Annotated in this window: 17 protein-coding genes and 1 pseudogene; 3 read left to right on the top strand and 15 right to left on the bottom strand. The window is 49.1% G+C overall.

Going from position 1 to position 13,224, the window contains the following annotated elements; genetic code table 11:
- Positions 1 to 372 (top strand): annotated as a pseudogene (locus AC0TWI_RS02180) (transposase); the annotation flags it as partial.
- Between the two features lie 106 nt (positions 373 to 478).
- Here the strand turns inward: AC0TWI_RS02180 and AC0TWI_RS02175 are convergent.
- The 9 genes from AC0TWI_RS02175 to comGA form a co-directional block, all read right to left on the bottom strand.
- Positions 479 to 661 (bottom strand): YqzE family protein, encoded by a 183-nt coding sequence (locus tag AC0TWI_RS02175; RefSeq protein WP_488124690.1) that lies wholly within the window; start codon positions 659 to 661, stop codon positions 479 to 481.
- Positions 662 to 686: 25 nt separating this feature from the next.
- Positions 687 to 1,211 carry a shikimate kinase gene (locus tag AC0TWI_RS02170; protein ID WP_488124689.1) on the bottom strand — a complete coding sequence of 175 codons (525 nt, stop codon included), beginning with the start codon at positions 1,209 to 1,211 and terminating at the stop codon, positions 687 to 689.
- A gap of 7 nt (positions 1,212 to 1,218) precedes the next feature.
- Complete coding sequence (locus AC0TWI_RS02165; RefSeq protein ID WP_488124688.1) at positions 1,219 to 1,503, bottom strand: hypothetical protein; 285 nt, start codon at positions 1,501 to 1,503, stop codon at positions 1,219 to 1,221.
- Entirely contained in the window at positions 1,451 to 1,918 is a 468-nt protein-coding gene (gene comGF, locus AC0TWI_RS02160; RefSeq protein ID WP_488124687.1) for a competence type IV pilus minor pilin ComGF, read from the bottom strand. Before comGF ends, AC0TWI_RS02165 begins: the two co-directional genes overlap by 53 nt.
- Positions 1,878 to 2,186, bottom strand: coding sequence for a hypothetical protein (locus tag AC0TWI_RS02155; protein ID WP_488124686.1), 309 nt, complete (start codon positions 2,184 to 2,186; stop codon positions 1,878 to 1,880). Before AC0TWI_RS02155 ends, comGF begins: the two co-directional genes overlap by 41 nt.
- The gene (gene comGD, locus AC0TWI_RS02150; protein ID WP_488124685.1) at positions 2,173 to 2,604 is read right to left on the bottom strand and encodes a competence type IV pilus minor pilin ComGD; all 432 of its coding nucleotides are present in this window, start codon (positions 2,602 to 2,604) and stop codon (positions 2,173 to 2,175) included. The genes AC0TWI_RS02155 and comGD overlap by 14 nt, the downstream gene beginning before the upstream one ends.
- Entirely contained in the window at positions 2,601 to 2,930 is a 330-nt protein-coding gene (gene comGC, locus AC0TWI_RS02145) for a competence type IV pilus major pilin ComGC (RefSeq protein ID WP_488124684.1), read from the bottom strand. Before comGC ends, comGD begins: the two co-directional genes overlap by 4 nt.
- A 269-nt stretch (positions 2,931 to 3,199) precedes the next feature.
- Complete coding sequence (comGB, locus tag AC0TWI_RS02140) at positions 3,200 to 4,270, bottom strand: competence type IV pilus assembly protein ComGB (protein ID WP_488124683.1); 1,071 nt, start codon at positions 4,268 to 4,270, stop codon at positions 3,200 to 3,202.
- On the bottom strand, positions 4,224 to 5,282 hold the full coding sequence (gene comGA / locus AC0TWI_RS02135) for a competence type IV pilus ATPase ComGA (protein WP_488124682.1): 1,059 nt from the start codon (positions 5,280 to 5,282) through the stop codon (positions 4,224 to 4,226). The genes comGB and comGA overlap by 47 nt, the downstream gene beginning before the upstream one ends.
- Before the next feature lie 238 nt (positions 5,283 to 5,520).
- On the opposite strand from comGA, the gene AC0TWI_RS02130 reads away from it, so the two are divergent.
- Entirely contained in the window at positions 5,521 to 5,763 is a 243-nt protein-coding gene (locus tag AC0TWI_RS02130; protein WP_488124681.1) for a DUF2626 domain-containing protein, read from the top strand.
- A gap of 35 nt (positions 5,764 to 5,798) precedes the next feature.
- On the opposite strand, the gene AC0TWI_RS02125 is transcribed toward AC0TWI_RS02130, so the two are convergent.
- Entirely contained in the window at positions 5,799 to 6,428 is a 630-nt protein-coding gene (locus AC0TWI_RS02125; protein ID WP_488124696.1) for an MBL fold metallo-hydrolase, read from the bottom strand.
- 225 nt (positions 6,429 to 6,653) lie between these two features.
- Here AC0TWI_RS02125 and AC0TWI_RS02120 point away from each other — a divergent pair, with 225 nt between their 5' ends.
- Positions 6,654 to 6,827, top strand: coding sequence for a DUF2759 domain-containing protein (locus AC0TWI_RS02120; RefSeq protein ID WP_488124680.1), 174 nt, complete (start codon positions 6,654 to 6,656; stop codon positions 6,825 to 6,827).
- Positions 6,828 to 6,872: 45 nt separating this feature from the next.
- On the opposite strand, the gene AC0TWI_RS02115 is transcribed toward AC0TWI_RS02120, so the two are convergent.
- From AC0TWI_RS02115 to AC0TWI_RS02095, 5 genes are all read right to left on the bottom strand, one after another.
- Positions 6,873 to 7,997, bottom strand: coding sequence for a YqgU-like beta propeller domain-containing protein (locus AC0TWI_RS02115; RefSeq protein ID WP_488124679.1), 1,125 nt, complete (start codon positions 7,995 to 7,997; stop codon positions 6,873 to 6,875).
- A gap of 148 nt (positions 7,998 to 8,145) precedes the next feature.
- Positions 8,146 to 10,032: an LTA synthase family protein gene (locus AC0TWI_RS02110; protein ID WP_488124678.1), complete on the bottom strand. Its 1,887-nt coding sequence runs from the start codon at positions 10,030 to 10,032 to the stop codon at positions 8,146 to 8,148.
- 337 nt (positions 10,033 to 10,369) lie between these two features.
- A complete protein-coding gene (locus tag AC0TWI_RS02105; RefSeq protein WP_488124677.1) occupies positions 10,370 to 11,341 on the bottom strand; it encodes an ROK family glucokinase in 972 nt (323 codons plus the stop codon).
- Positions 11,316 to 11,552: a YqgQ family protein gene (locus AC0TWI_RS02100; protein WP_488124676.1), complete on the bottom strand. Its 237-nt coding sequence runs from the start codon at positions 11,550 to 11,552 to the stop codon at positions 11,316 to 11,318. Before AC0TWI_RS02100 ends, AC0TWI_RS02105 begins: the two co-directional genes overlap by 26 nt.
- A gap of 2 nt (positions 11,553 to 11,554) precedes the next feature.
- Positions 11,555 to 13,081 carry a rhomboid family intramembrane serine protease gene (locus AC0TWI_RS02095; RefSeq protein ID WP_488124675.1) on the bottom strand — a complete coding sequence of 509 codons (1,527 nt, stop codon included), beginning with the start codon at positions 13,079 to 13,081 and terminating at the stop codon, positions 11,555 to 11,557.
- Between the last annotated feature and the right edge of the window lie 143 nt (positions 13,082 to 13,224).

Below are 13,224 nucleotides of genomic sequence, written 5' to 3'. Positions count from 1 at the left end.
CGAGTCGTATTTAAGTACCGTTCGGTACGGACAGACAAATTCGGATTCCAGCGAACGTTTAAAATCTATGAGTGCGAAGACTGTTCGGGATGCCCATTCCGTTCCTCTTGTACGAAAGCAAAAGAGAGAAACCCTCGAAAGGTACTGGTGAATGAGAAATGGGAAAAGCAAAAAGAATATGTGAGAGCGAAGCTTTCGGATGAAGAAATGGGTTCCATTTATCGTAGACGCAAAATTGACGTAGAACCATTTTTTGGATTCCTGAAGGCTAATTTGGCGTTCACTCGATTTTCGGTACGCGGAAAATCGAAAGTGGAAAATGAAATGGGATTCGCGTTAATGGCCGTGAACTTACGTAAGTTTACGGCCAATACAGCAGGCGGATCCTATATTTATAAATAACAAAAAGAGAAAGGTGAAATTGACTCGCTCAATTTCACCTTTCTCTTGGTTAGAGACTAGTTATGTCCCAGCCTCTTCATCTTTTCATTTTCTTAAACAGCATGGAAGCGGAAAGCGGCAGCAGGCCGAAGCATCTTTCAAGGAAAGGCGATTTCGCCATTTTCCGTTCGACTCTCCGCTGCTTTCGTTCTTCTTTTGGCAGCTCCATTTGGCTGACAATCGTAACCGTCATATATTTCACATAGTCCTGGAATGACATTTGCGATCACCTTTCCGATTGTTGGTCACTTATCAGTATCGGAAAATGGACTCGATTCTATACTTACCGCAACTTGTCGGGCCGCTTCCTCGATAGTCAGGACAGACGTATCGACTTCAGCTGCTGCACATTCCTTATACAGCGGAAGCCTGCTCTCATAGAGGCTGATAATTTCTTCAAGACCGGCGCCTGAGAGCAGCGGCCGCGTCTCGTCTTCTGCGAGCCGTTCGGCGACGACTTCAGGATGGCATCGCAAAAACACCGCTCTGCCGCTTGCCTTCAGCAGCTCCCGATTCTCGCTCCTTTTGATGATGCCGCCTCCCGTTGTAACGACGCAAGGCTCCCCTTTTAAGCGCTCCAGCATGTCACTTTCCAACTGCCGGAAATAGTCCTCTCCCGACTCGGCAAAAATATCACGGATCGCCCGTTTTTCTTCTTGCTCGATTCTTTCATCGGTATCGATCACCGGCACTTGCCACAACGCCGCAAGCTCTTTTCCAACCGACGTCTTCCCGGCTCCCATGAATCCGATCAAATATACTGTCTCCACCGCCCCGTCACTCCCCCATCATCTCTGTTTCGCCATTTTCCCCATTATAAGGCAACAGAGCTTCTTCTTCATCCGAAAGATACTGAAATTCAGCGAGCAGCCGCTCCGACCGCTGATTGTAATAGTCACGGATTTCTGTGAGAAAACGGTACTCCGACAAATAAACCGCAGTCGCCTGGGTAAAAAGATAGAACGCGAGCAGCGAGACTGCCAGTGTCAGCGGGTATACTGCCCCCTTCTCAGACAGGAACGTCAGCTGGTTCCGGCTTGGCCGGGAAAGTCGCGATATCATCCTTCCCGCCCGAAAAACGGATCCGGAAGACAATGCTCTCTCCTTCCGCGAATATATGGAAAACATCCACCTTCTGCAGAACAACTTCATGGCCGGCATTGTTCACCCTCCTTCTTACTCCGTCCTTATATGTTTCGTATTGGATGATCCGATCTCCTTTGTACAAGATAAGCTTATCAGCCCCCGCATCATACCACTCCGATTCGGCCATTTCATTTCTCACCTGGATCAAGAAAAGATTCCATTCGTAATCCTCCTCGACCGAGACCGATTTTTCAATAACCGAAAACATACCGAACATCATTGGGAGAATGGCCATGATGACCGTGAGGAGAACCATGGCCGCGATCGCTTCGATAAAAGTGAAGCATCCCTCACCCTTCAATACATTTACTGAATTCCTCTTTTTCCACACAAGCGAATACTGCGCCTCCTTCCCTATATCCGCCATATAGCGTGTAAATCTCTTTGCCGATTTCTATTTCCTCTTGCGCGAAAGAAGCAGCGAGTGACTTCTCGACATATTCATATAACAGTCGGCTCGCCGTCATCTCCGTCTTCATTTCGTCAAGCCGGAGGAGCATTTTCAGACAGAGCGGAAAAAGTGTAATCGCAATGATCAGGACAAGGCTCAGCGCCAGCAATCCCTCCACAAAGCTGAACCCGCCTTCACCTCTGCACATGAAATCGACCTCTTCCGATATAAAAGACGACTTTGAACGGCTTGTCGTCATGGGAAAATATGAGCGTTCCGAAATCACCGACTGTTCCGGAGGGCGAGATCGCCTGGTCCTTCATATTCGTCCTTGGGAGTGAAATGGACTCCGGATAGGTTCTATTAAACAGAACCTTCCCCTCACGCGATGAAACGGCGGTGTAATTTTTCGGGCGGTACGAAATTTTAACGGTCTCCTGACGGTTTAAAGCATAGGAATGAGCCATGTAAATATCCGCCTGAAATTGCGTCAAGAACAGCCGGAGCTGGAGGCTTTTCCAAACGGGCTGGATGTTGACCAAGCTGAAAGCAAGCATAATCGAAATGACGGAAACGACGATGAGTGCTTCCAGCAAGGTGAATCCGCCCTCCCCTATCCTATTCAACCGCCGCTTCCCTCCTCTTTGACAAGTCCTGTACTCCCATCAATTGTCAGCGGATTGCCGTTCGGGCATGTTTTTTCCTGATCCCCGATATACCCTTTGGCTGCCAGTTCTTCGAGGGTCGGGTATGCATGTTCATCCATCTGGTAGGCCTGGACCTGCCCCTGCACCATCTGAACGAGCGCCTTGCATCCTTTGTCATTGATCGAGGAACTGTGCTTTGTCACATTCGGGAGCGCAATCAACAGAATGACCGTGATGACAAGAAGTACAATCAGCATTTCGATCAGAGTAAACCCTTCTTCGTTTTTCAGCCATTTCTTTATCATGGATCCTATCTCCTTTAGTGGTATTGTAAAAATTCGTCAGGTCTAACTTGTCCAGCCCCTAAAGCGGACTCTTCATTCGGAGAGGCGGCCTTGACCGCAAAGACTCCAGCGCTTGTCGGGGCTGAAAGGGTGCCTTCCGCTTTTGATTCGGCTAGCTCCAGGCGCCAGCCCCTCGAGTCGCTTCTCCTATGCCCCCAAGGCAAAGAGCGCCTCGACCGCAAAGACTCCAGCGCTTGTCGGGGCTGAACGGCGCCTTCCGCTTTTGTATTTCAAATGGTTTCGAGCATGCGGAACATGGGCATGAGGATGGACAGGTAGATGGCGACGACGAAGAGACCGATGAGGGCGAAAATGAGCGGCTGGAGCAATGTGAACAGCCGTTCCGTCCTGTCCTCGAGCCTCTGTATGCACATTTCGCTGTAATACAGCAGCTCGTCTGCCAGCTTGCCGTTTTGTTCTCCATGTGCAATGATGATACCCATTTCCTTTTCCAGGAACTTCATGCCGGCGAGCGCTTCGGAAAAAGAGCAGCCGACAATCAGCAGCGCCCTCATTTCCTCGGCTGATTCTTTCAATAGCGGCCGAAAAGCCTGCTTTTCCATGATGGCGATCAGTTCATTCAGTGAGAATCCGCTTTTCAGCAAATAACTCCATTCTCGTGCAAGGAATATCGTTTGGATGAGGCGGTAGGTGGTTGAATAAAATGGGATTGACGCGAGGAGGTCAGCTTTTTCAATTGCGGTAAGACGGCGGAGGTAGAGGTGTCCGGCCATGATGGTGAGTCCAATAAAAGCGGCTGCGCCCCCAATGTATGCAGGCAAATGGTTCATAATATGAAGAAGGAGATCCGTTTTGCCGTCCGGTGCATAGCCCATTGAACTATACAGCTCCCTGAAACGCGGATAGAGGACACCTTTCAGGAGTCCCCCGGCTCCAATCATGATGACAAGAAGGAGAAGCGGATACTGGATCAGCTTTATGAATTTGCTCTTCTCCTCCGTTTTTTTCTGGATGTACATTCCGGCTCCGAACAAGGCATCCGCCAGAAAACCATGCTGGCCGGCGAAGAAAAGCTGGGTGCACGCCTGCGAGTCAAAACGCTGCCTTGCAAACACTTCATGGATCGGGAGACCCGCTTGCAGATCCTTCGTCATTTCTTCAATATCAATATACTTCCGCTTCTCGAGCCTCTCTAAAAAGCGGAGGGATTCCAGGAGCGTAAACCCATTGTCAAGCATCTCGGCGAGCCGAAGCAAAAAGGCGCCCTGTTCTTTGAGCCCCGGCTGCCTAAATTTATCCAGACGCCCAGCGAACAAACTCTTGCTCAGAGATGTAGCCAAGTGCAATCCCCTTTCTAATGATTTTAGCGAGCGGCTCCTCTGAAAATCGAGCATCCGTCCCAGCAGCTTGTCTGATGATCTTTTCTAGCCGGCAGCCTTGCAGCATTTCAAAAACGCCTGCCCTCTTCGGCAGTCCACCATACTCACAGTACAAATGGCACTCCGGCCCGCAGATCGGGCAGTTCAGATTGACAAGCCGCTGTCCGGTAATTCCGATCAGACTCTGGCCGATCTCCTGCTCCGACAGACCGAACTCCTTCAGCCTGTACACGGCTCCTTCTGCATTCCTCGTATGGAGGCTAGACAGAACGAGATGGCCGGTCATGGCCGCCCTTGCCGCGATGGCAGCGGTTGCCGCATCCCGGATTTCGCCGATCAGGATGATGTCGGGGTCATGGCGCAGAATCGCCTTCAGGCCGGAGCTGTACGAGACCCCCGCCTTTTCGTTCACTTGCAGCTGGACGAATGAATCGTTCTTCACTTCCACCGGGTCTTCGATTGTGACGACTTTCCGCTCCAGCCTGGCTGTGCAGTAATCGGCAAACGTATACATGGCGGTCGACTTCCCGCTCCCAGTCGGGCCAGTAAAAAGAAGCAGTCCATGGGAGTGACCGGCAAGCGAGAGCAGTCTGTCATTGTCATTCTTGAAAAGGGTAAATTGGTCGTAGGAGTGGATTTTTGCAGCGGGCAGCAGCCGGATGGCCAGGCTTTCCTTGGAGTGGATGGTAGGCAATGTGGACAGCCGCATCGATATGGGCCGGTTGAGGATGGGGATTTGCAGCGAGCCGCTCTGGGGTCTTCTTCTTTCCCCGATGTCCATCGAGGCGAGGAATTTCATATGGGAGATCAGTCTTTCGCCGGCGATCGGGGGGATCCGTTTAACTTCGGCCAGGCGGCCGCTGATCCGGAACCGAATGGAGTAATCCTTTTGGCTGGGGGCGATATGGATATCGGTCGCATTTTCGTGGAGCGCTTGGGTGAAGAGCAATTCAGCGGTTCTTTCAATCAACATTCTTCATGAAACACCTCCTTTTTCCCCTCGCTTTGTACCTATTCGACACCTCTCGTCAAACTCCTTCTTTAATTTGAAAACATTTTCTTTTTTATCCGGAGATATGGGGTATAATAATGGACAGGAGATCGTTATCACGTTTTCGACACAATCTCGATTGGCCGATTATTTACATTTCGTCTCCTTTTGCTTTATAATAAGATATTGATGGATCAAAGCTGCAAAGGAGGGAATACATATGGATCGTATGTACAGAGTGCTGGGCTTCTGGACCGGTATTTTTACCGTCATGTTTTTTCTTGGCGGAATGGACAAAACAGCTCTGTTATTCCTTGGACAAACAGGCTTCTTCGTACTTTTAAGTTATTTAAAATTGACTGAGCGGATGTATATGTATGTATTTGGAGCATATCTGACTGTATTTTTTGCCGGATTTACATACTATACACTCTTCCTCATGCCTCCGGGCGGCGGACTATAAGAAAGAAAACCAGGCGATTTGCCTGGTTTTTTCTTTTATGCGAGGAACGGGTTGCTTTCCTTCTCGGTCGAAATGTTCGTTTCCGGCCCATGTCCCGGCAACACAACTGTTTCGCCCGGGAGCGAAAATAATTTTCTCCGGATCGATTCGAGCAGCTTCTCTGTATTGCCGCCAGCAAGGTCCGTTCTTCCGATGCTGCCCGCAAACAGCGTATCGCCGGCAAAGACGGCGCCAGCCGGTTCCACATAGTAAGAGATGCTGCCAGGGGAATGGCCCGGCGTGTGGAACATCTCAAGGACGAATGGCCCGATCGTAAGCTCCCCTTCTTCTTCAATCGTCACCTCAGGAGAGCGGCAAATGATCGGAGCCCCGAATGGGAAACGGGAGGAGCCGTTCAGTTCGGGCTCTGCAAGCCAAGACTCTTCCTCCTTGTGGATGTACACCGGCACCTTCCAACGGTCCCTCATTTCCTCCAAGGCGCCGATATGGTCGAAATGCGCATGCGTAAGCAGGATGGCAAGCGGCTTGAGCTGTTTTTCTTCCAGCCATGATGACAGCTTATCCGCCTCCTCTCCCGGATCAAAGACGAGGCATTCGCCCTCCTCGTTGTAAAGAATATAACAATTGGTTTGTATCGGTCCCAAAGGGATCCCTTCCCATTTCAGCATGGATGACCCTCCTCTTTCCTTTTTCTCCATTTTACCATCCCCCTCGGGAAAAACATCCTTAACGCCTCAACCGAAAATGCAAAAACACTGCAGGTGCCCGGACGCCATAGAAGATTCACTTTTACAACTCGACAAAAGGACAGAAAAGCGATAAAATATGAGAAGCATGATATGATATCTACATAGCCATACTAGAATGATGAATTGGAAAGGAGCTTTTTTATGGGTACCGCCATTATTTTTCTGTTAGTAGCACTGCTAGCCGTATTCGGCACAGTGAGCGCCCTTAAAAACAAAAACATCCTCGGAATCCTCTTTGGTCTGGGAACTCTGAGCGTATTCGGGTTCTTTGCCGTCATGACATTGATCGGACTGCCAGACACATTGCCTAAATAATAAACAGCGAAAAAAGCGAAGTTCCCATCGGGAGTTTCGCTTTTTTCATTTTGCCGATGTTCCTGGGAAAAGCGGGATTATCTCTTTCTTCCGAAGATCAAGAAGCTGTTCAAGACTATAGCCATATAAGCATGCGTCCCCGTCCCTAGAACACTGCAAGGGCCTCGGCTCCAGGTTGTCGAACAAAATCGCCATCTCATCTTTTTTCCCGACGTTATACGACCTCAATTGATAGCTGCTTGTTGCCGGGTCTCCGTCCACTGGATAAAACGTGTAAAAGGTCTTGCCGCTGCTGCCGAACGCATAATAGGGCACCATCCAGCCGGAAAAATCCTCGATTGCCTTCATCGGGAACGAGGAAAACAGTTCACCACTTTTGTAAAACTCATATTGCAGCGATCCACCCTCCCCTTCAGGAGCCCGGATGGCGAGCAGTGTGCTGCCGGACACATCATAGCGGTACGTATCAGCTATGAGGATGCCGCTCTCCTCGAACTGCGGGATGCGCCTCCTGACGAGCGGAGCGCTTGCCTCCTCGCCGTCCTGCCAGTCCTGCTCGACAATCGTATCCTTGCCCAGCCATTTAACAAAAGGCTGCGGCAGATCAACCGGCTCTGCCCGCTCATTCGGGATATCCAGCAAAAAAGCTTCAAATGACCAATCCTCAAAGAAAGCCGTTAGGATCATGGAGGAATCGTCCTGTTCATTCCAGGCATACGCCAGTTCGTGGGAATCAATATCCTTTGTAAAAAGGAGCTTTCCTTCCAAATCTGTGAAATAGATTTTTGCAGTGCGGGCATTGGCTGAAGTATGGATAAATATCATTTTCCCATCAGGGTGGACAAGGACATCAATGATGGGTTCCGTTGAGGAAAAAATCTTACGGCTGCTGCCGTTATGCAGGTTGTAGGATCGAATTTCATGCTGGCCATAGATTTCCGCCGAATAAGCGATCGACTCATTGTCAATCCAACCGTAGACCCGCTCAAAAATGCCTTCCTTCAGAGCTACAGGTACCCATTTCGCTTCCTTCGCTGCCTTGTCTTGTACTGCTGGCAGCTTTTTCTCGCTCGGAGAAGTGTCCGTATCGGTGTTGCAGGAGGTTAAAAGCAGCACAAAACAAAAAAAGAGAAAAAGGTACCTTGTTTTTCTGGTTCTTATGATGGACACCCCCCTTTATGAATATTATCCTACTAAACCTTACGGAATTGAATAGGAAATGTTTCACTTTCTGACTGAAAACACAAATTACATTTATTTACAAACCCATAAAAAATCCCCCTGCCAGCGAAGAGCAGGCAAGGGGCAGCTGCGGAACTTACTGTTTATCCGAGCGGTATCCTGTATTTTCATAAAAACGGAGCAAGTCACCGTAGATGATTTTATCAGAGTAATCGAGCTCTACCTGGGCATTCTCCTTAAACGGCTCACATTTTCCCGGTTCAACAGGCAGCTCTGTCGATTTGGAATAGCATGTATTGTCTGCAAACACATAATCCTTTGTTACGAAACGGCCATCCCTGAAAACAACCATATCACGGTGCTTATCAGAGAATAGGTCCTCCCCGAACTGAATGTCCTTTTTCGTATCTATTCCGAGCAGATGAAGCAATGTAGGCCGCAGATCGATCTGGCCCCCCACTTTGGAAATAACCTTTCCGTTCCCTTGGTCGGTCACTCCCGGAATGTGAATAATCAGCGGGACTCTTTGAAGCTGTGTCGAGACGAATGGCGTCACTTCTTTCCCAAGATACTGGCTCATCGCCTCATTGTGGTTTTCCGATATTCCATAATGGTCCCCGTACATGACGATGATGGAGTCTTCATAGAGCCCTTCTTCCTTCAGCTGGGCAATAAACTCCTTCACTGCTTCATCCGTATAGCGGACCGTTGTAAAGTAGCGGTTCAATGTACCGCTTTTTGAGTCGTATTCATCGATAAACTTGTCCTCATCATCCAATTTAAAAGGATGGTGGTTCGTCAGTGTGATCATCTTTGTATAAAAAGGCTTTGGCATTGTCTTCATATGGTTCACAGACTGATCGAAGAAGGAGATGTCCTTCAACCCCCAGCCAATCGAGTTTTCAGGCTGGATATCATAGTCAGTCGCAGAGTAAAAGCGGTCATAGCCAATCGAATTGTACATAATGTCACGATTCCAGAAGCTTTTATTGTTGGCATGCATCGCTGCTGTGAAGTAGCCATTTTCACCGAGGCGCTCTGCCATCGAATCATATTCATTGCCGGAATGGGTAAAAAATACGGCTCCACGGCTCAGCGGATACAGCGAGTTCTCTACAAGGAATTCGGAGTCTGACGTTTTCCCCTGTCCGGTCTGGTGGTAAAACTGGTCGAAATAATAGCTGTCGCCAATCAGCTCATTCAAGTAAGGTGTGATCACCTGGCCGTTCACCGTATTGTTTATGACGAAGTTCTGGGTCGATTCCAGCGTGACAAGGATTAAATTCTTGCCTTTGGCAATCCCGAAAAATTCATCATCCGGCTTAACATAATTCGCCCGGATATGGTTGTCGATATCGACCAATTCGCTCCCGTCAGCCATCGCCCGCTGTGCGGATGATTTAGATTGAAGGAAGATATCATAGATATGGTAATTGTACGTCCCTAGATTCTTCACGAGCATTTCCCGGTCAAACGTGCGTGTCAGCAGCTGCGGCCGCTCTGTCTCGGCCAGGCCGATGTTTAAGAACAAAATAGCGGCAGAGACGAGGAAATACGCCCTCCGGTTCATTTTGCTGATCATCTTCTTCGGCTGGTCGCTCTTCGTCTTTTTCATTAAAAAGAACAGGAGAAGGATGTCCAGAAAATAAACAATGTCCAAAACGTGGATTTCCGTCAGCGCACTGTCCCCGAGATCGGCAAAATTACTCGTTTGAAATAGGACAGGCAAGGTGATGAAATCCGTAAAAAAACGATAAAAGACAACGTTGGCATACAGAATGAAGCTTAGTATTCCACTTGTAATCAGCAAATAGCGGTTCCGCCGCTTCTCTGTTTTGAAAAATAATGCAATTCCAAATATAAAGAGAAGAAAGCTTAGCGGATTAATCGCCATAATGAGTTCCTGCATAACATTCTCTGTCTTAATAGAGAAACTTGTCTTGTATACAATATACGTCTTGACCCACAACAAAACGGCTGCAGTCAAAGGAAGTGCGATAATTTTCCCGTTTAATTTTTGCAATGTATGTTCCTCCTTGCCCCTTCATACAATTCCAGTTTCCCCTGAAAGTAAGCAAAAGCAACAATGTCATTCTTGATCTCTGTGATGTTTAAAAGCAAATTACTGCCCCCCCTATAAAAAGCACAACAATATCCTATTCAGTCTTCCCTTAATATAGACGTTGCAAACGGATAAAAGTTTCGTTTTTCAGACAGGTTCCACCGAATACGGAACTTTCCTACTGCGCTTGTTCCATTTATTTACAAATAATACCCCGTCTTTTTTCATTAAAGCATAAGAAAAGACCCCGTTGAAAACTAACAGGGTCCCGGGAACATATAGGTGGCTGCCTGTTTTGTCAGCCGTTAAAACGGTTCTTTGCAAGCCATGCCGCGCCGATGATTCCGGCGTCATTGCCAAGCTGTGCAGTAACGATCTCCGTGTACTCGGCGATCGGCTTGAATGCATACGCTTTGAAATAGCTGCGGACCGGTTCCATTAACAGATCACCCGCTTTAGACACACCGCCGCCGATGACGATTTTTTCCGGATTGGTTACCGCAGCAGCATTCGCCAATGCGAGCCCCAAATACTTGGCAAGGCGGTCGACCGCTTTTTTTGCCAGAGCATCGTTCCGCTCAGCAGCGTCAAAAATATCTTTCGCACTGATGACGCCAGTCTTCTCGAACGATTCCCTAAGTTCCGATGCTTCATCGCTCGCGCCAATCAAATCAACTGCTGTTCTGACTACTCCAGTCGCAGAGGCGACCGTTTCCAGGCAGCCTTCCTTGCCGCAATTGCACAGATAGCCATTTTCCAGCACAGAGGTGATGTGGCCGATTTCGCCTGCTGCTCCCCTTGCCCCATGGGCGATATTCCCGTTGACGATCACGCCGCCCCCGACACCAGTGCCGAGCGTGATGGCAAAGAGATCCTTGGCCCCGAGTCCGGCTCCGCGCCACATTTCGCCCAGTGCCGCACAATTGGCGTCATTGTCAATCGCGACCGGGACACCGAGCGCCTCCGCCAGTAAGTCACGGAGCGGATACCTGTCACCCCAGCCAAGGTTGACGGCTTCGAATAACAGCCCGTTCTCCGCATCGATCGGTCCAGGCGCCCCGGCACCTGCACTCACTACTTTCTCCTTCGGCAAGCCGAGCTCTTCAAGCTTGGATGCGACCGAAGCAGCAATGTCACGGATGATTTGATTTCCGCCGTCCGCTTTATTCGTCGGAATCTCCCACTTTTGTTGAATTTCGCCTTCCATATTGAAAAAAGCGAGTTTTACACTCGTACCCCCGATATCAATTCCTGCCATCCATTTCTCCATTGCTCCTCTTCCTCCCCTTTTTACTTTCCTCTATGATGTTTTGCTGAATCACCATTAATGCCGAATGAAGCTCCTCTTTTGAAATAAGGCCTGCAAGGTAAAGCTCCTTCAGCTCAGCTGACATCATTTCCAGATCCCCGATCCGGTCCCCTATGTAGACGAAAACTCCGAATCTCTTCAATAATTGCTGCACATCATACATCGTTTTCATGTTTATTCACCGTTCCCGGCCTCTGTTTGTTCAATCTGTTTCATTACTTCTTTATATTTCGGATCATCGGCAATCTTTATTGCTTTTTCAATATTTTTCTTTGCATTGCCAATGTCGCCCTCATCCAGGTAAATCAGCCCCAGATTAAAATACGCTTCATGGAAATCCCTGTTCAGCCGGATGACTTGTTCAAGATGTTTTTTCGCATCTTCCAGCTTGTTCAGCTGGATTTCCGCATAGGATAAGTAGAAATACGTCACTTCATTGCCTTTCCCTTTATCCGCCAACTCCGAAAGCCGTGTGTATGCCGATTGAAAATTCCCGCTATCGATGTCTCTTTTCGCCATCTCATTGACCGTGCCTGGATGCTCCGCATTATAGCCGGTAAAGATGGTCACAGCCAATGCTGCTGCCAGCACAACGAATGAGGCCGCCTGCCAAAGCAGGTTTTTCTTTTTTGGAAGACGGACAGCACCGGTAGCAAGGAAGCCGCCGATCAGGCCGCCGATGTGACCCGCATTGTCGATACCGGAGACGGAAAAGCCGAAGACGAGGTTGACGCCGATCAGCATGATGACATTCGTGCCGATCGTCCGGAAAAACAACTTCGGATATAGAATTCCCACGTAAAGCAAGGCACCGAAACAGCCGAAAATCGCCCCGCTCGCTCCTGCGGAAACATGGTCGCTCAAGGCAAAGCTCGCAGCAGACCCCGCTAATCCGGAAAGAAGGTAGATCCACAAAAATCTCGCCCGTCCAAAAATCTTCTCAACCATCGTTCCCATGTAATAAAGTGCGAGCGTATTCATTAACAAATGGAGAACACCGATGTGAAGGAAGATCGGCGTAAAGAAACGCCACCATTCCCCGGAGATAATCGCCGGATTGTATTTGGCACCGTACTCCACGAGCGTCTCCGTATTCGTGCTCCCGCCGTTGAATTCCAGCAGGGCGAACATCACAAGCTGTATCGCAATCAGCACATAGGTGAAGAACGGTTTTCCATATTCGAAAACGCGCCGGTCCTTATCCGCCTGATCCGCCGCCCTCAAGTGCAAGGCCTGCTCGAGCTGAAAAATTTCAACTTCTTCATATTCCTCTTTTAGAGGCGGCAGCGAAAGGGGCCCAACTTTCTCCTGCAGTGCCTGAAGGACTCTCGAGGAATCCTCCCGGTCCAAAATATAGGACTCAATCAGCAGCTTTCCCTGGCTGATCGGATCCGTCAGTGCGGCGGTTTCATCAAAGGGGGCGTGCTTGCTCACATAAATATTGAAAATGTCCAACTCTCTGGAAAATGAGCTTTTTCGCAGTCTTTCCCCCAGGGCGGCCGTATGTTCCAGATCCTGTTTCACCCTATTCGCCCAATCAAGGTCGAACCGGACGAGTCTGATCATCTTCGGGCCTTCTTTCCCCTGCTTCTCCAGCCACATCTCATTTTTCGCTTCGCTGATGTTCGCCAGCCTGTACTGCTTGTCATTCACCAGCTGGAACGCCAGCAGCCAATATAGATAATCCTCTCGTTCACCCAATCAAGAAGCCCCGCTTTCCTACGCCTTCCAGCTTTGCATGTTACCTCTAACTATAGCGAAAAAGAGCCAATCATGCAAAGCAATCGATGCTGTCAGCGCAAGCCCCCGGCATAGAAAAAAAGACCTCCCGGACATCCGCCGGA

This window comes from Lederbergia sp. B243.17, from assembly GCF_057657925.1.
Note: the sequence above shows the minus strand (reverse complement) of the source record. Positions and strands in the feature narration are given on the sequence as shown.